Source organism: Pseudomonas sp. PHC1 (assembly GCF_046487845.1).
Taxonomy (GTDB): domain Bacteria; phylum Pseudomonadota; class Gammaproteobacteria; order Pseudomonadales; family Pseudomonadaceae; genus Aquipseudomonas; species Aquipseudomonas sputi.
This window is the reverse complement of sequence record NZ_JBJXHJ010000031.1, coordinates 1-21,500: the sequence shown is the minus strand read 5'-3', so window position 1 is coordinate 21,500 and position 21,500 is coordinate 1. Positions and strand designations below refer to the sequence as shown.

The 21,500-nt window shown below is 59.1% G+C and carries 27 protein-coding genes, 3 tRNA genes and 1 pseudogene; 18 read left to right on the top strand and 13 right to left on the bottom strand.

Annotation, left to right across the window (positions count from 1 at the left end; translation table 11 throughout):
• Positions 1 to 36: 36 nt before the first annotated feature.
• Complete coding sequence (locus ACKJSM_RS26720; RefSeq protein ID WP_410239322.1) at positions 37 to 555, bottom strand: DUF4946 domain-containing protein; 519 nt, start codon at positions 553 to 555, stop codon at positions 37 to 39.
• Positions 556 to 697: 142 nt separating this feature from the next.
• On the opposite strand from ACKJSM_RS26720, the gene gloA reads away from it, so the two are divergent.
• Positions 698 to 1,219: a lactoylglutathione lyase gene (gene gloA / locus ACKJSM_RS26715; protein ID WP_065260490.1), complete on the top strand. Its 522-nt coding sequence runs from the start codon at positions 698 to 700 to the stop codon at positions 1,217 to 1,219.
• An 81-nt stretch (positions 1,220 to 1,300) separates the two neighbouring features.
• Here gloA and ahpF read toward each other — a convergent pair whose 3' ends face one another.
• From ahpF to ACKJSM_RS26700, 3 genes are all read right to left on the bottom strand, one after another.
• Positions 1,301 to 2,863, bottom strand: coding sequence for an alkyl hydroperoxide reductase subunit F (ahpF, locus tag ACKJSM_RS26710; protein WP_410239321.1), 1,563 nt, complete (start codon positions 2,861 to 2,863; stop codon positions 1,301 to 1,303).
• Positions 2,864 to 2,995: 132 nt separating this feature from the next.
• Positions 2,996 to 3,559, bottom strand: a complete 564-nt coding sequence (ahpC, locus tag ACKJSM_RS26705; RefSeq protein ID WP_003224621.1) for an alkyl hydroperoxide reductase subunit C — start codon at positions 3,557 to 3,559, stop codon at positions 2,996 to 2,998.
• Positions 3,560 to 3,695: 136 nt separating this feature from the next.
• A complete protein-coding gene (locus ACKJSM_RS26700; RefSeq protein ID WP_410239320.1) occupies positions 3,696 to 4,634 on the bottom strand; it encodes a site-specific integrase in 939 nt (312 codons plus the stop codon).
• Positions 4,635 to 4,811: 177 nt separating this feature from the next.
• Between ACKJSM_RS26700 and ACKJSM_RS26695 the strand changes: the two genes are divergently transcribed.
• Positions 4,812 to 5,816: a DNA-binding protein gene (locus tag ACKJSM_RS26695; protein ID WP_410239319.1), complete on the top strand. Its 1,005-nt coding sequence runs from the start codon at positions 4,812 to 4,814 to the stop codon at positions 5,814 to 5,816.
• Here ACKJSM_RS26695 and gorA read toward each other — a convergent pair.
• Positions 5,813 to 7,171 carry a glutathione-disulfide reductase gene (gene gorA, locus ACKJSM_RS26690; RefSeq protein ID WP_410239318.1) on the bottom strand — a complete coding sequence of 453 codons (1,359 nt, stop codon included), beginning with the start codon at positions 7,169 to 7,171 and terminating at the stop codon, positions 5,813 to 5,815. The two genes, ACKJSM_RS26695 and gorA, sit on opposite strands and share 4 nt — an antisense overlap.
• A gap of 129 nt (positions 7,172 to 7,300) precedes the next feature.
• Positions 7,301 to 8,140, bottom strand: a complete 840-nt coding sequence (galU, locus tag ACKJSM_RS26685; RefSeq protein ID WP_007958937.1) for a UTP--glucose-1-phosphate uridylyltransferase GalU — start codon at positions 8,138 to 8,140, stop codon at positions 7,301 to 7,303.
• Positions 8,141 to 8,387: 247 nt separating this feature from the next.
• Here galU and ACKJSM_RS26680 point away from each other — a divergent pair, with 247 nt between their 5' ends.
• Positions 8,388 to 8,576 (top strand): hypothetical protein, encoded by a 189-nt coding sequence (locus ACKJSM_RS26680; protein WP_041475286.1) that lies wholly within the window; start codon positions 8,388 to 8,390, stop codon positions 8,574 to 8,576.
• 140 nt (positions 8,577 to 8,716) lie between these two features.
• Positions 8,717 to 9,013, top strand: coding sequence for a hypothetical protein (locus tag ACKJSM_RS26675; protein ID WP_236179074.1), 297 nt, complete (start codon positions 8,717 to 8,719; stop codon positions 9,011 to 9,013).
• A gap of 2 nt (positions 9,014 to 9,015) precedes the next feature.
• Here ACKJSM_RS26675 and ACKJSM_RS26670 read toward each other — a convergent pair whose 3' ends face one another.
• Positions 9,016 to 9,246: a hypothetical protein gene (locus tag ACKJSM_RS26670; RefSeq protein WP_236179073.1), complete on the bottom strand. Its 231-nt coding sequence runs from the start codon at positions 9,244 to 9,246 to the stop codon at positions 9,016 to 9,018.
• 72 nt (positions 9,247 to 9,318) lie between these two features.
• Positions 9,319 to 9,675 (bottom strand): hypothetical protein, encoded by a 357-nt coding sequence (locus ACKJSM_RS26665; RefSeq protein ID WP_236179072.1) that lies wholly within the window; start codon positions 9,673 to 9,675, stop codon positions 9,319 to 9,321.
• Positions 9,676 to 9,886: 211 nt separating this feature from the next.
• Between ACKJSM_RS26665 and ACKJSM_RS26660 the strand changes: the two genes are divergently transcribed.
• The 5 genes from ACKJSM_RS26660 (at position 9,887) to ada (ending at position 13,023) form a co-directional block, all read left to right on the top strand.
• Positions 9,887 to 10,189: a DUF1883 domain-containing protein gene (locus ACKJSM_RS26660; RefSeq protein ID WP_039768744.1), complete on the top strand. Its 303-nt coding sequence runs from the start codon at positions 9,887 to 9,889 to the stop codon at positions 10,187 to 10,189.
• A gap of 34 nt (positions 10,190 to 10,223) precedes the next feature.
• Complete coding sequence (locus ACKJSM_RS26655) at positions 10,224 to 10,394, top strand: hypothetical protein (protein ID WP_007958927.1); 171 nt, start codon at positions 10,224 to 10,226, stop codon at positions 10,392 to 10,394.
• Positions 10,395 to 10,485: 91 nt separating this feature from the next.
• Positions 10,486 to 11,199, top strand: a complete 714-nt coding sequence (locus ACKJSM_RS26650; RefSeq protein ID WP_410239317.1) for a 2OG-Fe(II) oxygenase — start codon at positions 10,486 to 10,488, stop codon at positions 11,197 to 11,199.
• 5 nt (positions 11,200 to 11,204) lie between these two features.
• Positions 11,205 to 11,867, top strand: coding sequence for a DNA oxidative demethylase AlkB (gene alkB / locus ACKJSM_RS26645; protein ID WP_410239316.1), 663 nt, complete (start codon positions 11,205 to 11,207; stop codon positions 11,865 to 11,867).
• A gap of 88 nt (positions 11,868 to 11,955) precedes the next feature.
• A complete protein-coding gene (gene ada, locus ACKJSM_RS26640) occupies positions 11,956 to 13,023 on the top strand; it encodes a bifunctional DNA-binding transcriptional regulator/O6-methylguanine-DNA methyltransferase Ada (RefSeq protein WP_410239315.1) in 1,068 nt (355 codons plus the stop codon).
• 6 nt (positions 13,024 to 13,029) lie between these two features.
• Here the strand turns inward: ada and ACKJSM_RS26635 are convergent, their stop codons facing one another.
• Positions 13,030 to 14,013, bottom strand: a complete 984-nt coding sequence (locus ACKJSM_RS26635) for an MDR family oxidoreductase (protein WP_410239314.1) — start codon at positions 14,011 to 14,013, stop codon at positions 13,030 to 13,032.
• A 215-nt stretch (positions 14,014 to 14,228) separates the two neighbouring features.
• Between ACKJSM_RS26635 and ACKJSM_RS26630 the strand changes: the two genes are divergently transcribed.
• The 9 genes and pseudogenes from ACKJSM_RS26630 (at position 14,229) to ACKJSM_RS26590 (ending at position 20,470) form a co-directional block, all read left to right on the top strand.
• Entirely contained in the window at positions 14,229 to 15,290 is a 1,062-nt protein-coding gene (locus ACKJSM_RS26630; protein ID WP_410239313.1) for an NAD(P)H-dependent flavin oxidoreductase, read from the top strand.
• Between the two features lie 174 nt (positions 15,291 to 15,464).
• Positions 15,465 to 16,220, top strand: coding sequence for a molybdate ABC transporter substrate-binding protein (modA, locus tag ACKJSM_RS26625; protein ID WP_410239312.1), 756 nt, complete (start codon positions 15,465 to 15,467; stop codon positions 16,218 to 16,220).
• A complete protein-coding gene (gene modB / locus ACKJSM_RS26620; RefSeq protein ID WP_410239311.1) occupies positions 16,221 to 16,901 on the top strand; it encodes a molybdate ABC transporter permease subunit in 681 nt (226 codons plus the stop codon).
• A 3-nt stretch (positions 16,902 to 16,904) separates the two neighbouring features.
• Positions 16,905 to 17,984: a molybdenum ABC transporter ATP-binding protein gene (gene modC / locus ACKJSM_RS26615; protein WP_410239310.1), complete on the top strand. Its 1,080-nt coding sequence runs from the start codon at positions 16,905 to 16,907 to the stop codon at positions 17,982 to 17,984.
• 73 nt (positions 17,985 to 18,057) lie between these two features.
• Positions 18,058 to 19,095, top strand: a complete 1,038-nt coding sequence (locus tag ACKJSM_RS26610; RefSeq protein ID WP_410239309.1) for a DNA topoisomerase IB — start codon at positions 18,058 to 18,060, stop codon at positions 19,093 to 19,095.
• 141 nt (positions 19,096 to 19,236) lie between these two features.
• A pseudogene (locus ACKJSM_RS26605) lies at positions 19,237 to 19,452 on the top strand (ABC transporter ATP-binding protein); the annotation flags it as partial.
• Positions 19,453 to 19,523: 71 nt separating this feature from the next.
• Complete coding sequence (locus tag ACKJSM_RS26600) at positions 19,524 to 19,754, top strand: hypothetical protein (protein WP_410239308.1); 231 nt, start codon at positions 19,524 to 19,526, stop codon at positions 19,752 to 19,754.
• Between the two features lie 121 nt (positions 19,755 to 19,875).
• The gene (locus ACKJSM_RS26595) at positions 19,876 to 20,106 is read left to right on the top strand and encodes a hypothetical protein (protein ID WP_039768768.1); all 231 of its coding nucleotides are present in this window, start codon (positions 19,876 to 19,878) and stop codon (positions 20,104 to 20,106) included.
• Positions 20,107 to 20,185: 79 nt separating this feature from the next.
• Positions 20,186 to 20,470, top strand: a complete 285-nt coding sequence (locus ACKJSM_RS26590; RefSeq protein WP_236179061.1) for a hypothetical protein — start codon at positions 20,186 to 20,188, stop codon at positions 20,468 to 20,470.
• A 71-nt stretch (positions 20,471 to 20,541) separates the two neighbouring features.
• Here ACKJSM_RS26590 and ACKJSM_RS26585 read toward each other — a convergent pair whose 3' ends face one another.
• From ACKJSM_RS26585 to ACKJSM_RS26570, 4 genes are all read right to left on the bottom strand, one after another.
• Complete coding sequence (locus ACKJSM_RS26585; RefSeq protein ID WP_410239307.1) at positions 20,542 to 20,835, bottom strand: hypothetical protein; 294 nt, start codon at positions 20,833 to 20,835, stop codon at positions 20,542 to 20,544.
• A 187-nt stretch (positions 20,836 to 21,022) separates the two neighbouring features.
• Positions 21,023 to 21,109, bottom strand: a tRNA-Leu gene (locus tag ACKJSM_RS26580).
• A gap of 195 nt (positions 21,110 to 21,304) precedes the next feature.
• Positions 21,305 to 21,378 (bottom strand) — tRNA-Cys (locus tag ACKJSM_RS26575).
• Between the two features lie 46 nt (positions 21,379 to 21,424).
• Positions 21,425 to 21,500 (bottom strand) — tRNA-Gly (locus tag ACKJSM_RS26570).

Sequence of the window (21,500 nt, the reverse complement as noted above, 5' to 3'; positions counted from 1 at the left end):
CAGGTATCTAACGCCACGCCGGCCACGAACAGACGACTAAAATTTCAAGCTGTTTCGCGCAGCCAATATGTCGTCGTCGCTGGCCTTATAGACCTTCGCCTGCCCGGCATACGAAAGTACGTACGCCTTATCCGCCTCTACCGCTGCAACCAATGTTTGTGACAACACATGACGGCCGTTTTCAGTCACCGTACAAGTGGTCTCAAGCGCGGCCAGCGAACCCAGCGTACTCGCATGAATCCTGTTGCAGACACTCTGATAACCGCTCTGGAAAAAGTCTTTCTGCACCGACTTGCGCATCTCCAGCAACACGCCTTGCAAGTTGACCTGATGACCACTTTCCACGTGGGTCATCGTCAACTCCATCACCATCACCTGATTGCCATCGGCATCAGTCTTCACTGCGCGCTGACGGGAGACTTCAGGGGAGGTTTCGGGCAACGCCTCGACTTCCCAGCCGGCGGGCCAAGTGATGCTTGGCGCCTCGGCAAAGGCTGGCAAGGCCAGCAGGGAAAAACCCAGGAAAACGAACAGCGATTTGAACGGTCGGATCATTACCAGAGGCACTCGCGGATTAAGCCGTAAAGTCTGAGGCCGGCCCGCCCGCAGGGCAAGCCCGCGCTTTCGGTTTGGCGATGCCGCAAGGCATGCGTATCATTGCGCGCATTCACTCGCCCCAATTTGTTACGGAGGGCCCATGAGCCTGCAAGAACTGAACACCTTTCCTGGCGTCACTGCCACCCCGGACAGCGCAACCCGCAACTTCGTGTTCAACCACACCATGCTGCGCGTCAAAGACATCACCAAGTCGCTGGATTTCTACACCCGCGTGCTGGGTTTCTCGCTGGTCGAGAAGCGTGATTTTCCGGAAGCGGAATTCAGCCTGTATTTCCTCGCCCTGGTCGACAAATCGCAGATCCCGGCCGACGCCGCTGCGCGCACCGAGTGGATGAAATCGATTCCCGGCATTCTGGAACTGACCCACAACCACGGCACCGAAAACGACGCGGACTTCGCCTACCACAACGGCAACACCGACCCGCGCGGTTTTGGTCATATCTGCATTTCGGTACCGGACATCGTTGCGGCGTGCGCACGCTTCGAAGAGCTGGGCTGCGACTTCCAGAAGCGCCTGACCGATGGCCGCATGAAGAGCCTGGCGTTCATCAAGGACCCGGATGGCTACTGGGTTGAAATCATCCAGCCGGCGCCGCTGTAAAGCTGAACCTGGGTAGAAAACACCCCGCAAAGAAAAAACCCCATCATTGCTGATGGGGTTTTTCTTTTTCAGGCCTTTGGCTTACGCCGGAGCCGAAGTGCGGATCAGATGATCGAAAGCGCTGAGGGAAGCCTTGGCACCCTCGCCCACCGCAATCACGATCTGCTTGTACGGCACGGTGGTCACGTCACCAGCGGCAAAGATGCCGGGGATCGAGGTTTCACCACGGTTGTCGACGATGATCTCGCCGCGCGGCGACAGCTCGATGGTGCCTTTGAGCCAATCGGTGTTGGGCAGCAGACCGATCTGCACGAAAATCCCTTCCAGCTCGACCGTGCGCAGCTCCTCAGTATTGCGATCCTTGTAGCGAAGGCCGTTGACCTTCTGCCCGTCGCCAGTGACTTCGGTGGTCAGCGCACTGGTGATCACAGTGACATTCGGCAGGCTGTGCAGCTTGCGTTGCAGTACGGCGTCGGCGCGCAACTGAACGTCGAACTCCAGCAGCGTTACGTGCGACACGATACCGGCCAGGTCGATGGCCGCTTCGACGCCGGAGTTCCCCCCGCCAATCACCGCCACACGCTTGCCTTTGAACAGCGGGCCGTCGCAGTGCGGGCAGTACGCCACGCCCTTGTTGCGGTATTCCTGTTCGCCCGGCACGTTCATTTCGCGCCAGCGCGCGCCGGTCGCCAGAATCACGCTCTTGGCCTTGAGGGTCGCGCCGCTGGCGAAGCGGACTTCATGCAGCTCGCCATTCTTGCCCGGGATCAGTTTGTCGGCGCGCTGCAGGTTCATGATGTCGACGTCGTACTGCTTGACGTGCTCTTCCAGCGCGGTCGCCAGTTTCGGGCCTTCGGTTTCCTGTACGGAAATGAAGTTCTCGATGGCCATGGTGTCCAGCACCTGACCGCCAAAGCGCTCGGCTGCAACACCGGTGCGAATGCCTTTACGTGCGGCGTAAATCGCCGCCGAAGCACCGGCCGGGCCACCGCCGACCACCAGCACATCAAAGGCTTGCTTGGCGCTGATTTTCTCGGCCTGACGCTCGATGGCGCCGGTGTCGAGTTTGGCGAGGATTTCTTCCAGGCCCATGCGGCCCTGACCGAAGTTTTCGCCATTCAGGTAAATGCTTGGCACCGCCATGATCTTGCGATCGTTGACTTCGTCCTGGAACAGCGCGCCGTCGATGGCGACGTGGCGGATATTCGGGTTCAGCACGGCCATCAGGTTCAGTGCCTGAACAACGTCCGGGCAATTCTGGCAGGACAGTGAGAAGTAAGTCTCGAAGTTGAACTCACCCTTGAGCGAGCGAATCTGTTCGATCACTTCGACACTGGCCTTCGAAGGGTGGCCGCCGACTTGCAGCAGGGCCAGCACCAGCGAGGTGAATTCATGACCCATCGGGATGCCGGCGAAACGCAGGTTGATGTCGGCACCGGGGCGGTTGATCGAGAACGACGGTTTGCGCGCATCGTCGCCGCTGTCGATCAAGGTAATCTGATGCGAAAGACTGGCAACGTCTTTCAACAGGTCGAGCATTTCACGGGATTTCGCACCGTCGTCGAGTGAAGCAACGATCTCGATCGGCTGGGTGACCCGTTCCAGGTACGATTTCAACTGGGCTTTAAGATTGGCGTCCAACATACGGGCGATCTCCTGACTTTATTTGAGGCGAAAAAAAGCCCGAGCGAATCTCGCCCGGGCTTTTCTATTGGGCGGTGCAGCTTACTTAAGTAGGTGCGGAGTCCCGCCCTGCATTGCGTGTGTCACAGAGACTCAGATCTTGCCGACCAGGTCCAGGGACGGAGCCAGCGTGGCCTCGCCTTCTTTCCACTTGGCCGGGCAAACTTCGCCTGGGTGAGCAGCGACGTACTGAGCAGCCTTGATTTTGCGCAGCAGCTCGGAAGCGTCACGGCCAACGCCGCCATCGTTCAGTTCAACGATTTTGATCTGGCCTTCAGGGTTGATCACGAAGGTGCCACGATCCGCCAGGCCAGCTTCTTCGATCAGCACGTCGAAGTTGCGGGAGATGACGTGGGTCGGGTCGCCGATCATGGTGTATTCAATTTTGCCGATGGCTGGCGAAGTGTTGTGCCAGGCAGCGTGGGCAAAGTGAGTGTCGGTCGAAACGCTGTAGATCTCTACGCCCAGCTTCTGGAAGGCGGCGTAGTTGTCAGCCAGGTCTTCGAGCTCGGTTGGGCAAACGAAAGTGAAGTCGGCCGGGTAGAAGAACACTACGGACCATTTGCCTTTCAGGTCAGCGTCCGAGACTTGTACGAAGTCGCCGTTTTTGAATGCGGTAGCTTTGAACGGTTTTACTTGGCTGTTGATGATAGGCATTGATGACTCTCCGTCAGGGTTGTGAATTCGATGGGTGAATCCTACCCAGTCACTCGACGGATGGCTCATTGGCAAACCTGATGCTGCTGATTTGTTTTCGCTATTAGCTGAGAGTATTAATAGAAGAAAACGATCTCTACGGCGACAGCGACTTATCCGTAATCCGGGCCATCCCGTGAAAGGGGCTCGCTTCAACATAGCGCATGGCGGACTTCATGTCCTTCCAGCCCACATAAGTCATCAACGATTTGAGATCCCAGCCGCTTTGGTGGGCCCATGTTGCGAAACCGCGACGCAGGGAGTGGCTGGTGTAACGATCGGCGGAGATTCCTGCGCGCTCCAGGGCCTGGCGCAACAACGGGATCACACTGTTGGCGTGCAAGCCCTCCTCGCCGAGATTGCCCCAGCGATCGACGGCGCGAAACACCGGGCCCCGTACCAGCGCCGCTTCGGTGATCCATTCGATGTAAGCCTGCACCGGGCACAACTTCAGCAGCGCCGGGGCCTGATAGGTCTGCCCGAGGTTTTCCCGATCGCCCTTGCTGCGCGGCAGGTACAGGGTAATGCCGCTGCCGGCGTGCGCCTGCACATGCTCGATCTGCACCCGACACAGTTCATCGCTGCGAAAGCCACGCCAGAAGCCCAGCAGGATCAGCGCGCGGTCGCGGCAGGCACGTAGCAGCAGCGGACGATCCAGTTTCTCCCGGGCGTCCTTCATTTCCTGTTCAAGCCAGGCAACGGTCTGCTCAAGATCGCGCAGCTGTAAAGGCTCGGCCTGTTTTTCCTGCGCGGGATGCAGGGCGCGGATGCCCTTGAACACTTTGCGCACCATTGGCGACTTGGTGGGATCGGCGAAGCCCTGACTGTTATGCCACTGCGCCAGCGCCGACAGGCGCAACTTCAGCGTGTTGACCGACAGCACGCCGGCATGCGCCACCAGATACCGCGCGATGCTGTCCCCTGTCGCCGGCAGAAAACCGCCCCACACGGATTCGAAGTGCTCGATGGCCGCGCGATAACTGCGGCGGGTGTTGTCGCGGGTGGCGGCTTGCAGATAGCGATCGATGTCGCTCATGGGCTGATTTTCTCGTGGCGTACTGAAGGCTTGTCAGGTGAACGATTTTATGGGTTTCACATGGGGTAATACCAGTATATCCCGCCCGTTTATCGGTGCTTGTTTTACTTTATTTTCAACGTGGTACACTGCGTACTTTAGTGGCATGTACCACAGTACGAAATGGTAGGAGCAGATATGGCCCGTGGCGGCGTTAACAAAGCAGTAGTCCAGATCGCGCGCGCAGCGATCCTCGCCCGTGGCGAACACCCCAGCATCGACGCAGTACGCATCGAGCTGGGTAATACCGGTTCAAAAACCACGATTCATCGCTATCTGAAGGAACTCGATGACGGCAGCGAACCGGCCGATCCCTCGGCAGAACCCATCGATGACGAGCTGCTGGCGCTCGTCACGCGCCTTGCCCAACGCCTGAAAGAACAGGCGCAGGAGCCGATCGACCAGGCACGCGAGCAGTACGAACAACAGCGTCAGGCACTGGAAAGCGAGCTGAATCTGCTTCGTCAGGATCATGCGCAACTGGAGAAGAAACACGACATTCAGGGCGCCGCGCTGGCCAAGGAATCCGAAGCCCTGAGCGATACCCGCTCAATGCTGCAGACCGAACAGACCCGCAACGCCGGGCTGAATCAGGCACTGGCGGATTTTGAGCTGCGCCTGCAGGACAAGGACGAGCAGATCCGCTCACTGGAAGAGAAACACCTGCACGCCCGCGACGCGCTTGAGCACTACCGCAACGCCATCAAGGAACAGCGCGAGCAGGAGCAAAGCCGCCACGAAACTCAGATTCAGCAGTTGCAGATGGAGTTACGCCAGGCGCAGCAAAGCGCCCTGGTACGTCAGGACGAGATCACCCAGCTGCACCGCGACAACGAGCGCCTGCTGACTGAAAATCGCGGCACCGTACGCGAATTGAGCCTGATGCAGGATCAACTCAAACAAAGCAATCAGCGTCAGGATCAACTGCTGGAGCAAGCGTCTCGCGTCGACAGCGAACGCACCCTCCTCCAGGAACGTTTGCGTGTGGCACTGCTGGAAAGCCAGACGCTCAAGCAGAACGTCGACGAGCAGTCGCAACTCAATCAGTCACTGGAAAAGGAATTGACCACGGTTCAAGCCAGCTTGCGCCTGGCCACGGCCGTTGCGGCAGCGCCAGACGCAGCAGAACCGAAAAAGACTTAAGCGCCGACCGGCGTACGCATGGTGACAAACTCTTCGGCCGCCGTCGGGTGCACCCCGATGGTGTCGTCGAAGTCACGCTTGGTGGCGCCGGCCTTCAATGCGATTGCCAGGCCCTGCACGATCTCGCCGGCATCCGGCCCGACCATGTGACAGCCCAGGACCTTGTCGGTCTTGCCATCGACCACCAGCTTCATCAGCGTGCGCTCCTGGCAGTCAGTCAGGGTCAACTTCATCGGCCTGAAGCGGCTTTCGTAGATCACGACTTCGCGGCCCGCTTCCCGAGCCTCTTCTTCGGTCAGGCCGACGGTGCCGATATTCGGCAGACTGAACACGGCCGTCGGGATCATCTTGTAATCCACCGGACGATATTGCTCAGGCTTGAACAAGCGCCGCGCCACCGCCATGCCTTCGGCCAGCGCCACTGGCGTCAACTGTACGCGACCGATGACATCGCCCAGCGCCAGGATTGATGGCTCGGTGGTCTGATATTGCTCATCGACCTTGATGAAGCCTTTGTCGTCGAGCTGCACATCAGTGTTCTCCAGCCCCAGGTTGTCCAGCATCGGACGTCGGCCGGTGGCGTAGAACACACAATCCGCCTCCAGCACGCGACCATCCTTGAGGGTCGCTTTCAGGCTGCCATCCGACTGCTTGTCGATACGGGCAATGTCGGCATTGAATTGCAGATCCAGACCGCGCTTGGTCAGTTCTTCTTTCAAATGGTTACGCACCGAACCGTCGAAACCACGGAGGAACAGATCCCCGCGATACAACAATGTCGTGTTGGCGCCCAGGCCATGGAAAATCCCGGCAAATTCAACAGCGATGTAGCCGCCACCGACGACCAGTACACGCTTGGGCAGTTCTTTGAGGAAGAACGCCTGGTTCGAGCTGATCGCATGCTCATGCCCCGGAATCTCAGGGATCTGCGGCCAGCCACCGGTGGCGATCAGAATATTCTTCGCGGTGTATCGCTCGCCATTGACCTCAACTTCGTGCGGGCCGACGATCTTCGCATGGGCTTCATGCAGGGTCACGCCGCTGTTGACCAGCAGATTGCGATAAATGCCGTTCAGGCGATTGATCTCGCGATCCTTGTTGGCAATCAGCGTGGCCCAGTCGAAATCCGCCTCGCCCAGGCTCCAGCCAAAACCCGAGGACTGTTCGAAGTCTTCGGCGAAATGCGCCCCATACACCAACAGTTTTTTCGGTACGCAACCGACGTTCACGCAGGTCCCGCCCAGATAACGGCTCTCGGCCACCGCCACTTTCGCACCGAACCCGGCAGCAAAACGCGCAGCCCGCACACCGCCGGAACCGGCACCAATCACATAAAGGTCAAAATCGTAGGCCATTTCTATCTCCTCGGCAGGCGATCAGCATACCCGTCGTCGTCCGTTGGGCAAGCGCTCCTGGCGATATGGGGGTGGAAAATGAAAAAGCCACCCGGAGGTGGCTTTTTCGTACAGGCAGGTCAGGCGCTATCAGTAAGCCTTGCCAGTCTTGTAGAAGTTCTCGAAGCAGAAGTTGGTTGCTTCGATGTAGCCTTCCGCACCACCGCAGTCGAAACGCTTGCCCTTGAACTTGTAGGCCATCACGCAGCCGTTCTGGGCTTGTTTCATCAGGGCGTCGGTGATCTGGATTTCACCACCTTTGCCTGGTTCGGTCTGTTCGATCAGATCGAAGATGTCCGGGGTCAGGATGTAACGGCCGATGATCGCCAGGTTCGATGGCGCGTCTTCCGGTTTTGGCTTCTCGACCATGCTGTGTACACGGTAGATGTCGTCGCGGATCATTTCGCCAGCGATCACGCCGTACTTGCTGGTTTCCTGCGGATCGACTTCCTGAATGGCAATGATCGAGCAGCGGAACTGCTTGTACAGTTTGACCATCTGGGTCAGTACGCCGTCACCTTCGAGGTTCACGCACAGGTCGTCTGCCAGCACCACAGCGAACGGTTCGTCACCGATCAATGGGCGACCGGTCAGGATCGCGTGACCCAGGCCTTTCATTTCGGTCTGACGGGTGTAGGAGAACGAGCACTCGTCCAACAGCTTGCGGATACCGACCAGGTATTTTTCCTTGTCGGTGCCCTTGATCTGGTTTTCCAGCTCATAGCTGATGTCGAAGTGGTCTTCCAGAGCGCGTTTGCCACGGCCGGTCACGATGGAGATTTCGTTCAGACCGGCATCCAGAGCTTCTTCGACGCCGTACTGGATCAGTGGCTTGTTTACCACCGGCAGCATTTCTTTGGGCATGGCCTTCGTCGCTGGGAGGAAGCGAGTACCGTAACCGGCTGCTGGGAACAAGCATTTCTTGATCATATAAGTCCTTGAAAGGGCTGTGTGTACGAGTTTCGGCGCAGTCTAATCAGGCGGCGTACACCTTACAATGCCCCGCACTGGCTAACCGATGTCAACATAGAGAAATAATCTGGCGGATAGTTCAATCCGCACACAGAGGCTGCGCATTCAGCGTAGCCCAAAGATCTCGAAACACCTCATCGACCTGCGCCCGTTCGCCGATTTACCGTTATCATGGCGCCTTTGAACCAGCCAACGAGGCCGCTAGATGTCCGCAGCAAAAATCATCAACGGATACACCGTCGCCAAGGCGAAAGATGGCCAGTGGCATATCACTGCCGCCAACGGCGAAGATGTATCCGGCCCGTTGCCCACTGAAGCAATGGCGATTGAAGTGGCCGCGGTACTTGATTACACGCCTGCCGCACCGAAGCGTCGCGGCAAGGATCAAGACTGATCGGCGACTGCAAATCCCGGCCCTGCCTTCGCGCAGGGCTTTTTTTGGGCTGCGCACAAAGAAGTGGCCAATCGCTATAACCTTTTCATGTCGGCGCTGTCATAGCGTCTAGCCCCCTCCCTCTCGAAGATGACATAGCCATGACCAACCGCCCCTTCATCCGTTTCGTGCCCCTGATTGCGCTCGCGGCCCTGACCGGCTGCGCTACTTCGCAGACCACTTACCTGAACAACGGTGAACAAGGCCTGAGCATCGACTGCTCCGGCGAGGCCAACTCCTGGGCCAGCTGTTATGAAAAGGCTGACGCGTCCTGCGCCGGAACCGGCTATCGCATCGTCGGGACCGACGGCACACCAGCGCCCAAGGAAAGCGACAAGACGCTGGGCGTCGACGTCGGCAACTACAAAAACCGTAGCGTGGTGGTGGTGTGTAAATAGCCTTACATGTGAATTTCCGCGAACTTGATCCCCAGCCCGCGCACGACTTCGATCAGGTCGTCGAGCCGGTTGAAGGATTCGACTTCGTCGTTATCGTCGACCAGAAAGTAGCTGCGACCGGCGCTTTTCTTGAAAAACACGATCCACTCCCCCGGATTCGCCGGGTTCTGGATCACATGGGTAGCCGCAATGAGTCCTTCCTTGTGTCGCTCCTGCACCTGCTCTCTCTTCATTCACCGCTCCAGAAATGACAATGCCGCCACAGCAACGCTGTGACGGCATCAATGCTGACTGCTGACAGTCTATCAGCCGGAAATACAGGCCGTGGCAGCTTTGCGCACATCCCATGGGCGCAGCGGCACATTGGACATCCGTTCGTGCAGCTTGATACTGCTGCCGCCGGAGCGATCCTCGATGTCAAACACCGCTGCCGGGCCCGATCCCAGCTTGCCAGGCACAATGACCCGAACCTCGTCCTTGTGCCGTTCTACCTGCAAGGCACCCCGGCTGTCGGCCAGTTTCTCGGACAGGCACTGTGCATATTCATGGGGTTTCTTGCCGGAAATGACGTTCATGGTCGGCAGCGTTTCATTGATTTGCGAAACGCTTGCGCAACCACCCATTGCCAATGCCAACGGCAGAATCACCACACCCCACTTCATACAAAACCTCCAATAAAGACCCTCCGACAGCACGAATACCGTTTTTCTCCGAGGCTCACTGCATTTAACCCACATCGAATCGTGAATATCTGTTTTTAATTGTCAAAGCGGTGCCCGACGGCCGGATAATAACCTGTCCGGGCTGATAAACTGCGCCAATCGACAATGCTATCGTTTTGATTTTGTAGAAAAAGCCCTTCTGGAGGCGCCCATGAAATTCATTCACCAGCGCGAGCACCTCAACGAGGACGACATCGTCGTCATTCAATGCTCGCAAACCTGCAACATCCGTCTGATGAACGACGCCAACTTCCGCAGCTTCAAGAATGGCGGGCGCCACACCTATCACGGCGGTGCTTTCGACACGTTCCCCGCCCGAATCACCGCGCCAAGCACCGGCTTCTGGAACATCACCATCGACACCGTCAGCCGACGGGCGATCAGCGTGACCCGCAAGCCAACCCTGACGCATTCGATCAAGATCATTCGCCGCTCGAGCTCCAAGCTCAGCTGAGCGGTTCCGCCCACGCACACAGGTAAGCATCAACGTGGCCCAAACGACCAAATACGTGATCAAGTACAAACTCAACGGCGAACGCCGCTTCGAGTTCGCCCAACTGGAAAACGGCACCCCGGAAGAAGCCAAGGCAGCGCTGGATGCCCTGCACGGCCAGAGCGACGATGTCATCAGCGACATCAGCGTCAGCAAGGCCCTGTAAGCCCCGGGTGACAATTAGACCGCAAGCGGCGGAGTGTTCCGGCCGGGTGGACGCCCCAGACTGATACCTGAATATGAGCCAAGGAATCAGCATGCCACCCTCACCCGCCTCCCCGCTCGATGCGCTCGACTGGATCGCCCTCGAGCAGCAACTGGACCTAGACGGTTGTGCCGTTCTCCGCACGCTGCTGCGCCCGGACACCTGTGATCGGTTGAGTGCGCTTTACCCACAAAGTGAACCGTTTCGATCCCGGGTCATCATGGCCTGTCACGGTTTCGGGCGCGGGGAATACAAATACCTGCGCTATCCGCTTCCATCGGTGGTGGAACGCCTGCGCAGCGCGCTCTATCCGCGACTCGTGCCTCTGGCCAACCGCTGGTATGAACGAATGGGATTGCCGGAGCGTTTTCCAGCGCGACACAGCGAATTTCTCGAGCGCTGCCACGCCGCCGGTCAACTGCGACCTACCCCGCTCTTGCTGCAATACGGCCCACAGGACTACAACTGTCTGCATCAGGACCTGTACGGCGAACATGTGTTCCCACTGCAAGTGGCGATTCTTCTGTCAGAACCTGGCGAAGATTTCACCGGCGGCGAGTTCGTCATGACCGAACAACGTCCGAGAATGCAATCGCGCCCGCTGGTGATGGACCTGAGAAAAGGCGACGCGCTGATCTTTGCTGTCAATCAGCGGCCGGTCAAAGGCGTGCGCAGTGATTATCGGGTGACCATGCGCCACGGCGTCAGCCGATTGCACAGCGGAAAACGGCATACTCTGGGCATCATTTTCCACGACGCGACCTGACGATCATGCAAACCACCTTCGATCTGTTCGCCGACACAGAATCCGAACAACCCCGGCGCGCCGAACAGATCGGCGAGCAATCCTGGGTGCTGCGCGGTTTCGCCCTGCCGCACATCGAGCAGTTGTTACCGGCCCTGGAAGCGATCATCGCCTGCGCCCCGTTGCGTCACATGATGACACCCGGAGGCTTCAGCATGTCGGTGGCCACCAGCAGTTGCGGCGCACTGGGCTGGATCACTGATCGCAGCGGTTACCGCTATTCATCCGAAGATCCAGTGAGCCATCGCCCTTGGCCGGCCATGCCCGAGGCTTTTCGAGAGCTGGCCCAGACAGCGGCGAAACGCGCGGGATTTGCGGAATTCATGCCGGATTCCTGCCTGATCAATCGTTATGTCCCAGGCGCGAAGATGTCGTTGCATCAGGACAAAGACGAAAGTGCCTACGAAGCGCCGATCGTTTCGCTGTCATTGGGACTGCCCGCCACATTCCTGTTCGGCGGTTTCGCGCGCGGCGACAGGAGCCAGAAAATCTCGTTGTTGCACGGCGACATGGTGATCTGGGGCGGCGTCGATCGGTTGCGCTATCACGGCATCCTGCCGGTCAAGCCTGGCCGGCACCCGCGCCTGGGCGAACAGCGCTTCAACCTGACATTTCGCACCGCTGGATAATCCTGAAAAGTTTGACCGCAAGGGTCGGAGTGTTCCGGCTGGCGGCACTGGTTAACCTGACATTCAACAGGTCAACGGACTCTCCATCATGAAAACGCTTTCCATCTCGCTGAACACTGAAGACGATCCACGCTGGGCCGCTGTCCTGGCACGCGACCCTCGGGCGGACGGCCAGTTTGTCTACGCCGTGAAAACCACCGGCATCTATTGCCGCCCCAGTAGCCTGGCGCGCTTGCCGAAACCGCAGAACGTCGAGTTCTTCGAGACCGCCGAAGAAGCCGAAGCCGCGGGATATCGCCCAAGCAGAAGAGTGAACAAGGATCAGACCGAAGTCGCAGCGCAGCATGCCGCCACCGTTGCGGCAGCCTGTCGCCAGATCGAGGCGTCGGACACCTTTCCGGCACTCAATGATCTCGCCAAAGCCGCCGGCCTGAGTGCCTTCCATTTTCACCGTGTTTTCAAAACTGCGACAGGCCTGACTCCCAAGGGGTATGCCGCCGCGCATCGCTCGCGCCGGGTTCGTCAGCGTCTGGCAGACGGCGGCTCGGTGACCGATGCGCTGTACGACGCCGGTTTCAATTCCAACAGCCGCTTCTATGAGGCAGCCGATCGGGTACTGGGCATGAAACCCGGCGATTTCCGGGCCGCCGGGCAGAACAATGACATTCGGTTCGCCGTCGGCCAGTGCTCGCTCGGCGCCATTCTGGTGGCACAGAGCGCACGCGGGATCTGCGCGATTTTGCTGGGGGACGATCCGCACCAATTGGTCTGCGACCTGCAGGACCAGTTTCGCCGGGCCAACCTGATCGGCGCCGATGCCGAGTTCGAACAACTGATCGCTCGCGTCGTCGGCTTCATTGAGGCGCCCGCCATCGGACTCGATTTGCCACTGGACGTGCGCGGCACGGCGTTTCAGGAACGGGTGTGGCAGGCGCTGCGGGAAATACCGGTCGGCAGCACCGCCAGCTACGCGGACATCGCCCTGCGTATCGGCTCGCCAAAAGCCGTGCGCGCAGTCGCTCAGGCTTGCGGTGCCAACAGCCTCGCGGTGGCGATCCCCTGTCATCGCGTTGTGCGCAGTGACGGCAATCTGTCGGGCTACCGCTGGGGCGTGGAGCGCAAGCGCGAATTGCTCGAACGTGAAGGCAAAACCTGACAGTGATCAGCGATTTACATCCACCACCACCCGCCCTCGGAGCTGCCCCGCGAGCAACTTCGGTGCCGCGTCGATCGCTTCGCCGAGGCCGATCTCATGGCTGATCAGTGGCAACAGAGCAAAATCCAGGTCCTTCGCCAGACGATCCCAGGCCTCGATGCGGCGGGCCTTGGGCTGGGTCACGCTGTTGATTCCGGCCAGCGTCACGCCTCGCAAAATGAACGGCGCGACCGAGGCCGGAAAGTCCATGCCCTGAGCCAGACCGCACGCGGCCACGGTGCCTTCGGCCCGGGTGCTGGCGCAGGCATTGGCCAGCGTGTGGCTGCCAACCGAATCGATGACGCCCGCCCAGCGCTCTTTAGCCAGCGGCTTGCCGGGCTCGGACAGGGTGGCGCGATCAATGATTTCGCCAGCGCCCAGGTGCTTCAGGTATTCGTGTTCAGACACTCGACCGGTCGAAGCGACCACGCGGTAGCCAAGCTTGCTCAGCAACGCAATCGCAAAACTGCCAACGCCACCGTTGGCACCCGTCACCAGCACTTCGCCCTGTTGCGGTGTCACGCCGTTGCGCTCCAGCGCCATGATGCACAGCATCGCCGTGTAGCCCGCCGTGCCGATGGCCATGGCTTGCGCAGCGGTGAATGCCTTGGGCAGCGGAATCAACCAGTCACCGTTCAGTCGCGCCTTCTGCGCCAGGCCGCCCCAGTGGTTTTCGCCGACGCCCCAGCCGTTGAGCAGCACCGCGTCGCCAACCTTGTAGTCTGGGTGTGAGCTGACTTCGACGATGCCCGCCAGATCGATCCCCGGCACCATCGGAAACTTGCGCACCACCGGGCTGCTGCCGGTGATCGCCAGGCCGTCCTTGAAGTTCAGCGTGCTGTACGCGACATCCACTGTCACATCGCCCTGCGGCAATTGCTCGTCGCTGATTTCTTGCAGGTTGGCGCGATAACCGCTGTCGTCTTTGTCGATCAGAATGCCTTTGAACATGACTGCCTCTTACCGGTGAAATTCAGGATGTCGAGGCATTGGAATAGCACATTGCAACATTTTGCCCCACTCGACCTTTAGCCAATCGGGACCGAACACCGAGCCAGCGCCTGTTGTTCAAGCTACAAATCTGTGCTGGTCATGGGGGGTGGCTTTGCGTTAAAAAACCGGCTGCTACCGTCCCTGCCCTGTTTTGTCGTCGGAGAAGCTATTCCATGAGTCAATGGCCTGATACCCGCATTCTTGACCTGTTCGGCATCGAACTGCCGATCATCCAGGGCCCCATGGCCGGTGCCACGAATTCATCGATGGTCATCGCGACCTGTAACGCCGGTGGCCTCGGTTCAATGCCGGCGGCGATGCTGACCATCGAACAACTGCGCGAAGAACTGAAGACCATTCGCCAAGGCACGAACAAGCCGTTCAACGTCAACTTTTTCTGCCATCAACCTCCGGCCGCCGATGAGCAAAAGGCCCGTGACTGGAAAAACCTGCTGGAACCCTACTATCGCGAACTGGGTGTCGATTTCGATGCACCAACGCCAGTATCCAATCGCGCGCCCTTCGATGCCGCTGCCTGCGAAGTGCTGGAAGAGTTTCGCCCAGAAGTGGTGAGCTTTCACTTTGGCCTGCCGGATAAATCCTTGCTGGATCGGGTCAAGGCCACTGGTGCAAAAATCATCTCGTCGGCAACCACCGTCGACGAAGCGATCTGGCTCGAGCAGAACGGTTGCGACGCGATCATCGCCATGGGTTACGAGGCCGGCGGCCATCGCGGGATGTTTCTCAGCGAGGACCTGAGCAGTCAGGTCGGTACGTTTGCGCTGGTGCCGCAAGTGGTCGACGCGGTGAATGTACCGGTGATTGCAGCCGGTGCGGTTGCCGATGCGCGCGGCGTGGCGGCCGCGTTCATGCTCGGCGCTTCGGCTGTTCAAGTCGGGACGGCGTATCTGTTTACCCCGGAAGCGAAAGTCAGCGCGTCGCACCACAAGGCCTTGCGCACCGCCAAGGAAAGCGAGACCGCGGTGACCAATCTGTTTACCGGGCGTCCGGCGCGGGGGATTCTCAATCGGGTGATGCGCGAACTGGGCCCGATGTCGGACAAGGCCCCGGCTTTTCCGCTGGCTGGCGGTGCCTTGATGCCGCTGCGTGCGAAGGGCGAAGCAGATTTCAGCAACCTCTGGGCCGGCCAGGCCTTCACGCTCGGCAAAGACCTCGGCAGCGCTGAACTGACCCGGCAACTGGCTGAAGGCGCACTGGCAAAACTGGCGCGATGATAAACCCCACCGGGTGAGGAACGCGGCGCCTCCACCCGGTTTCACAGCAGCGCTTCCTGTCTGGCGGCATTTCGCTATATATTTCGCTATACAGCGTCTCATGCTCTCGCATCGGCGCAGTCTGCCTCTTCAATAACAACTGCCCACTGCACTTGCCACTCACGGAGCCGTTACATGATCAATCGTGTCTCACGTTTTGCCCCTGGCCTGCTCGCGGCATTCGCCATCGGTGCCGCTCAGGCCGACGAAGTGCAAGTCGCTGTCGCGGCCAACTTCACTGCACCGATCCAGGCGATTGCCGCGGATTTCGAAAAGGACACCGGGCACAAACTGGTCGCTGCATATGGCGCCACCGGTCAGTTCTACACCCAGATCAAAAACGGCGCGCCGTTCGAAGTATTCCTCGCGGCCGATGACACCACCCCTGAAAAACTCGAAAAAGAAGGCGACACCGTCAAAGGTTCACGCTTCACCTACGCCATCGGCACCCTGGCGCTGTGGTCGGCCAAGGAAGGTTACGTCGATGCCAAAGGCGATGTTCTGAAGAAAAACCAGTACCAGCACCTGTCCATCGCCAACCCGAAAGCTGCACCTTATGGCCTGGCCGCCACTCAGGTGCTGGAAAAACTGCAACTGACCGACGCCACCAAAGCCAAGATCGTCGAAGGCCAGAACATCACTCAGGCCTACCAGTTCGTGTCCACCGGCAACGCCGAGCTGGGCTTCGTCGCCCTGTCGCAGATTTTCAAGGACGGCAAGGTCAGCAGCGGCTCGGCGTGGATCGTGCCGGCGAGCCTGCACGACCCGATCAAGCAAGACGCGGTGATCCTCAACAAGGGCAAGGGCAACGCCGCCGCCAAGGCGCTGGTTGATTATCTCAAAGGCCCGAAAGCCGTTGCGGTCATCAAGTCCTACGGTTATCAACTGTAAATGGCGCTGACGAGTGCCGATTTCGCGGCGATCTGGCTGACCCTGAAGCTGGCGTCCCTGACCACCGTTATCCTGCTGGTCATCGGTACGCCGATTGCCCTGTGGTTGTCGCGCAGCCGTTCCTGGCTGCGCGGCCCCATCGGCGCGGTTGTCGCGCTGCCACTGGTGCTGCCACCGACGGTCATCGGTTTTTATCTGCTGCTGGCGCTCGGCCCCAATGGCTTCATTGGCCATTTCACCCAGTGGCTGGGGCTCGGCACCTTGACGTTCAGCTTCACTGGCCTGGTGATCGGTTCGGTGCTCTATTCCATGCCGTTTGTGGTGCAGCCCTTGCAAAACGCCTTCTCCGCGATCGGCACTCGGCCACTGGAAGTGGCCGCGACATTGCGCGCCAATCCCTGGGACACCTTTTTCAGCGTGATCCTGCCTCTGGCTCGCCCCGGTTTCATCACCGCGGCAATCCTCGGTTTCGCCCACACCGTCGGCGAATTCGGCGTGGTGCTGATGATCGGCGGGAATATTCCCGACAAGACCCGGGTGGTTTCCGTACAAATCTACGACCACGTCGAAGCCATGGAGTACGCGCAGGCGCACTGGTTGGCCGGGGCGATGCTGGTGTTTTCGTTTCTGGTGTTGCTGGCGCTGTATTCCAGCCGCAAGCCCCGCGCGGGCTGGAGCTGATCGATGATTGATGCACGTCTGAAACTGACCTGGCCGGGCTTCAGCCTCGATGTTGACCTGCAACTGCCCGGGCGTGGCGTGACGGCACTGTTTGGTCAGTCCGGCTCGGGCAAGACCACCTGCCTGCGCTGCATCGCCGGGCTCGAACGCGCGCCGCAAGCTTTTATCCGCATCAATGACGAGGTCTGGCAGGACAGCGAAAAAGGCATTTTCGTACCGCCGCACAAACGCGCGCTCGGTTATGTGTTTCAAGAAGCCAGCCTGTTTGCGCACCTGTCGGTGCTGGCCAATCTGCAGTTCGGCCTCAAGCGCATCGCCAAGTCACAGCGCCGGGTCGACATGACCCAAGCCACCGAACTGCTGGGGATCGGCCATTTGCTGGATCGTCACCCGCAGCACTTGTCGGGCGGCGAGCGTCAGCGTGTCGGCATCGCCCGCGCATTGTTGACCAGCCCCACATTGCTGTTGATGGATGAGCCTTTGGCGGCCCTCGACAGTCAGCGCAAAAGGGAAATCCTGCCCTACCTGCAACGCCTGCATGACGAACTGGAAATCCCGGTGCTGTATGTCAGCCATGCTCAGGACGAAGTGGCCAGGCTCGCCGATCACCTGGTGCTGCTCAACGACGGCAAAGCGCTGGCCAGCGGCCCGATTGGCGAAACCCTGGCACGGCTCGATCTGCCGCTGGCCATGGACAATGACGCCGGAGTGATCATCGAAGGCCAGGTCAGCGGCTACGATGCCGACTATCAATTGCTCACCCTGCAACTGCCGGACTCGCCACTGAACATTCGCGTGACCCACGCGCCCATGACGACGGGTCAGAGCCTGCGTTGCAAGGTACACGCGCGCGACATCAGCCTGACCCTGCAAAACAGTGAGTTCAGCAGCATCCTCAATCGCCTGCCGGTCACGGTCGTCAGCGAGCAACCGGCGGATAACGCCGCGCACGTGCTCATTCGCCTCGATGCCGGCGGGACACCGTTGTTGGCGCGCATCACTCGCTATTCACGGGATCAGCTTGGCGTGCATCCGGGCCAGTCATTGTGGGCCCAGATCAAGGCCGTCGCGGTGCTGGCGTAAACCCGCGGGCACGTCCGTCATGGCGTGCGGTCAATGGCTTTAACAGCCTGATTTGCCGCGAAGGAAGTCCGCCATGCCCGATACTGCGCTCACCGAAGTATTACCTTCGGACCTTCATTACGTCGATGACACGCAGCCCGGCATCACCCGCAAAAAGTTGCGCGGAAAATTCGCCTACTTCGATCCCGAAGGCCAGCGCATCACCGATCCTGACGAGATCAAACGCATCAACGCGCTGGCCGTTCCACCGGCCTACACCGACGTGTGGATTTGCGCCGACCCGCGCGGCCATCTGCAAGCCACCGGACGCGATGCCCGTGGGCGCAAGCAATATCGCTATCACCCACGCTGGCGCGAAGTGCGCGACGCCGACAAGTATTCGCGTCTGCGCGAATTCGGCCTGGCGCTGCCCAAGCTGCGTAAACAGCTGGAGGCACTGCTGGCATCGCCCGGATTCAGTCGCGACAAAGTCATGGCAACCGTTATCACACTGCTCGACGCCACGCTGATCCGCGTCGGCAATACGCAATACGCGCGGGACAATCGCTCCTACGGCCTGACCACCCTGCGCAGCCGGCATGTCGAAGTCAACGGCAGCGCGATCCTGTTCCAGTTTCGCGGCAAGAGCGGCATCGAACATCAGATCACAGTGAAGGACCGGCGCCTGGCGCGAATCATCAAGCGCTGCCTGGAAATTCCGGGGCAGAACCTGTTTCAGTATCTGGACGAAAATGGCGAGCGGCATACGGTCAGTTCTTCTGACGTCAACACCTACCTGCAAACCCTGACCGGCGCGGACTTCACCGCCAAGGATTATCGGACCTGGGCCGGCAGCGCCCTGGCGTTGGCGGTTCTGCGGGAGCTGCGATGGGAGTCCGAGGCCGAAGCCAAGCGGCATGTGGTCGAGATGGTGAAGGGTGTCGCCCGCCAACTGGGTAACACGCCGGCGGTCTGTCGAAAATGCTACATCCACCCGGCGGTGGTGGAACACTTCATGCTCGGCGCCCTGACCGAGTTGCCGAAACCGCGCATTCGCAAGGGCCTGCGCAAGGAAGAAGTCGCGCTGGCGCTGTTCCTTGAACGGATGGTCGAACAGGCAGACGCGCCTTGAAGCCTGCGACCGTCTCGACTAGGCCACGCCCTCCTACCTCCCCAGGACGACCGCAGAAGTGAACAACCAAGCCTTCAAAAATGTAATCGCGACACGCCGCTCATGGTGTTTGTCAGTGTTCACGACATTTTTTGGAGGTGGGCCTTGTGGCGAGCGAATCCTGCGCAGCTGTTGCTGCTGGATGAACCGACCCATCATCTGGTTCTGCCTTCGGTGGACGCATTCAAGCGGGCATTGCGGACATTTCCGGGCGCCATTGTCGTCGTTTCCCACGATCAGGACTTCCTTGAGGCGTTGAATCCGACTCACCACCTGCGCTGGCAGCGATCAGGCTGGCGACTGTACCCGACGAACTGACTTGTCTATTTTTTGCACGATTGTTCAGGCCTTCTATAGTTGATCTGGTAGGAATCAGCTGCGGTGACGCCATGGAAGACATATTCGTCGTGAAGCGCTGCAACAAGATCGTCATCCACGGCCGGCGCGCCGGAGAAACGCTCCATGAGCCCGCCGAAGCGTTGGGCTGGTATCGCATCCGCGACACGCGAACCGGTGGTTTCATCGGCGATGGCTACGACCGGGAAGAAGACGCCCACAAGGAATGTCATCGGCTCAATGCCGCCAGCTCGCGAGTGTCCGCCGCCGAGTCGTCGGGCTGATAGCGGTCATTTACGGGTCTATACTCAAAATCAGCTGAAGGAGCAGCGCCCCAACGGCAGAAAGCTCGCCCCCAGCGGGCTTTTTGCTGCCACCGAGCGGATCAATGAACGGAGGTGCTCCATGTCCGAAAAAGAGTCCATCACCACTCTCCTTACCTTGCTCGAGGCCCGGGAGGCGCGTCTCGCGGCAGCCTGCAAAGAGATCGCCGACTGGGTCGATCATCAAGGCGGACACCCTACCGCCCTGCGCATCCGCGACCGGCTGAACGATATCGACAAGGACACCCCCCTGATTCGCAGTACTTTGTCGTCGCTCAAGCCTATTGATCGGCCGCTGCCACGCTTCAGGTAGGTCAACGATTCGCCTGCATGGAAGAACGCCCTTGGTCGTGGAAGGTCAAACCCTTTACACGTCACCAAGGAGACGTCTCATGGTCATTCATTTCAAAGTAGACGGGCATCTGGCCTGTGGGCACAAGGGCAACAACCTCTCCTCCAGCAGCGAACTCAATCGAGTGAAATGCCGCAGCTGCCGCAATACTGATGCGTACAAGGATGCCCGCAAAGATCAGCGCAATGCGGCGCGGCGTGCGAATCGCCACTCCAGAGCGGCCCACACGGCGTCCAACTGGCGTTCGGAATGGATCGAGCGGTTAACCGAAATGGCAGGGCTTCAGCGTTTGCCCAGAGGATTTAGCGGACAGGGGTTTGTCTGAACAAAAAAAGGGCCGATTGAATCGGCCCTTTTTGCTATTCGCTAAATACCCTTACGACCCGAGCCCGACGCTTACTTCGCTTGCATCACCTGGCAAACCCCATGGGCTTTGTTTTTGCCTGTATACGAAACATCAGGTGAGCCGTCGGGCATGATCGTCAGTGAGATAGTCACCCCGCTGCCTTTGGCCTCAAAGGCGTTATCGTTGAATTTCTTCAGTTTCCCTTCTTTGCCATTGATGTAAATAGGGCCACCCTTGTCTGCGTGGACCTCAATGTTTCCAGGGCATGTGGCGTTCAGCAGCAGGATCTGCGCTTGAGCCAGGCCTGAAGACATCAACAAAATGCCCAATAGCAGTCGCTTCATCATCAGTGTCCTTTGTTGGGTTGAGCGAGAAAGAAACACTAGCTCAATTCGTGCTCAATGCCGAACAGTCCGTATGAAACAGAAAGGAAAAAGTGTTGGTTGCGAGGTGAAACGTCGAAAGGAGTTTTTCATTGCGGAAAAACAAAAGGGCTTGCATGAGGTATCTCATGCAAGCCCTTGATATTCATGGTGCCCGAAGCCGGAATCGAACCGGCACGCCCTTACGAGCGGGGGATTTTAAGTCCCATGCGTCTACCAGTTTCGCCATTCGGGCGGTAGCGCGGTGTTGCTTTACTCTGATCACGATTCACAGTCCCGACAGGAACTGCACGTCGGCGGCAGAGGGGGAAATATATACATCACTTCCCGGTGAAGCAAGTTTGCAGTTGCCGTTTCAAAGACTAAATCTTTCCGTGCAACGCAAATAAAAAAGCTCCGTAAATCATGGATCTACGGAGCTTGTTTAGAGTGGAGGCCGAGGTCGGAATCGAACCGGCGTAGGCGGATTTGCAATCCGCTGCATAACCATTTTGCTACTCGGCCTCAAAACATTTGCTGTCAGTAGCGCAACAACAAACGCTGTACAAACTGGAGCGGGAAACGAGACTCGAACTCGCGACCCCGACCTTGGCAAGGTCGTGCTCTACCAACTGAGCTATTCCCGC

Excerpts from the sequence above, each read along its gene's own strand:
- ACKJSM_RS26680 (WP_041475286.1), top strand. The coding sequence starts at position 8,388 with ATGTCCGCAGCAAAAATCATCAACGGATACACCGTCGCCAAGGCGAAA.
- modC (WP_410239310.1), top strand. The coding sequence starts at position 16,905 with ATGATTGATGCACGTCTGAAACTGACCTGGCCGGGCTTCAGCCTCGAT.
- ACKJSM_RS26700 (WP_410239320.1), bottom strand. The coding sequence starts at position 4,634 with ATGAGCGACATCGATCGCTATCTGCAAGCCGCCACCCGCGACAACACC.
- ACKJSM_RS26660 (WP_039768744.1), top strand. The coding sequence starts at position 9,887 with ATGAAATTCATTCACCAGCGCGAGCACCTCAACGAGGACGACATCGTC.
- ACKJSM_RS26610 (WP_410239309.1), top strand. The coding sequence starts at position 18,058 with ATGCCCGATACTGCGCTCACCGAAGTATTACCTTCGGACCTTCATTAC.
- ACKJSM_RS26590 (WP_236179061.1), top strand. The coding sequence starts at position 20,186 with ATGGTCATTCATTTCAAAGTAGACGGGCATCTGGCCTGTGGGCACAAG.
- ACKJSM_RS26595 (WP_039768768.1), top strand. The coding sequence starts at position 19,876 with ATGTCCGAAAAAGAGTCCATCACCACTCTCCTTACCTTGCTCGAGGCC.
- ACKJSM_RS26675 (WP_236179074.1), top strand. The coding sequence starts at position 8,717 with ATGACCAACCGCCCCTTCATCCGTTTCGTGCCCCTGATTGCGCTCGCG.
- ACKJSM_RS26695 (WP_410239319.1), top strand. The coding sequence starts at position 4,812 with ATGGCCCGTGGCGGCGTTAACAAAGCAGTAGTCCAGATCGCGCGCGCA.
- ahpF (WP_410239321.1), bottom strand. The coding sequence starts at position 2,863 with ATGTTGGACGCCAATCTTAAAGCCCAGTTGAAATCGTACCTGGAACGG.
- alkB (WP_410239316.1), top strand. The coding sequence starts at position 11,205 with ATGCAAACCACCTTCGATCTGTTCGCCGACACAGAATCCGAACAACCC.
- modA (WP_410239312.1), top strand. The coding sequence starts at position 15,465 with ATGATCAATCGTGTCTCACGTTTTGCCCCTGGCCTGCTCGCGGCATTC.
- modB (WP_410239311.1), top strand. The coding sequence starts at position 16,221 with ATGGCGCTGACGAGTGCCGATTTCGCGGCGATCTGGCTGACCCTGAAG.
- galU (WP_007958937.1), bottom strand. The coding sequence starts at position 8,140 with ATGATCAAGAAATGCTTGTTCCCAGCAGCCGGTTACGGTACTCGCTTC.
- ACKJSM_RS26720 (WP_410239322.1), bottom strand. The coding sequence starts at position 555 with ATGATCCGACCGTTCAAATCGCTGTTCGTTTTCCTGGGTTTTTCCCTG.
- ACKJSM_RS26635 (WP_410239314.1), bottom strand. The coding sequence starts at position 14,013 with ATGTTCAAAGGCATTCTGATCGACAAAGACGACAGCGGTTATCGCGCC.
- ACKJSM_RS26670 (WP_236179073.1), bottom strand. The coding sequence starts at position 9,246 with ATGAAGAGAGAGCAGGTGCAGGAGCGACACAAGGAAGGACTCATTGCG.
- gorA (WP_410239318.1), bottom strand. The coding sequence starts at position 7,171 with ATGGCCTACGATTTTGACCTTTATGTGATTGGTGCCGGTTCCGGCGGT.
- gloA (WP_065260490.1), top strand. The coding sequence starts at position 698 with ATGAGCCTGCAAGAACTGAACACCTTTCCTGGCGTCACTGCCACCCCG.
- ACKJSM_RS26600 (WP_410239308.1), top strand. The coding sequence starts at position 19,524 with ATGGAAGACATATTCGTCGTGAAGCGCTGCAACAAGATCGTCATCCAC.
- ahpC (WP_003224621.1), bottom strand. The coding sequence starts at position 3,559 with ATGCCTATCATCAACAGCCAAGTAAAACCGTTCAAAGCTACCGCATTC.
- ACKJSM_RS26585 (WP_410239307.1), bottom strand. The coding sequence starts at position 20,835 with ATGAAGCGACTGCTATTGGGCATTTTGTTGATGTCTTCAGGCCTGGCT.
- ada (WP_410239315.1), top strand. The coding sequence starts at position 11,956 with ATGAAAACGCTTTCCATCTCGCTGAACACTGAAGACGATCCACGCTGG.
- ACKJSM_RS26630 (WP_410239313.1), top strand. The coding sequence starts at position 14,229 with ATGAGTCAATGGCCTGATACCCGCATTCTTGACCTGTTCGGCATCGAA.
- ACKJSM_RS26650 (WP_410239317.1), top strand. The coding sequence starts at position 10,486 with ATGCCACCCTCACCCGCCTCCCCGCTCGATGCGCTCGACTGGATCGCC.
- ACKJSM_RS26665 (WP_236179072.1), bottom strand. The coding sequence starts at position 9,675 with ATGAAGTGGGGTGTGGTGATTCTGCCGTTGGCATTGGCAATGGGTGGT.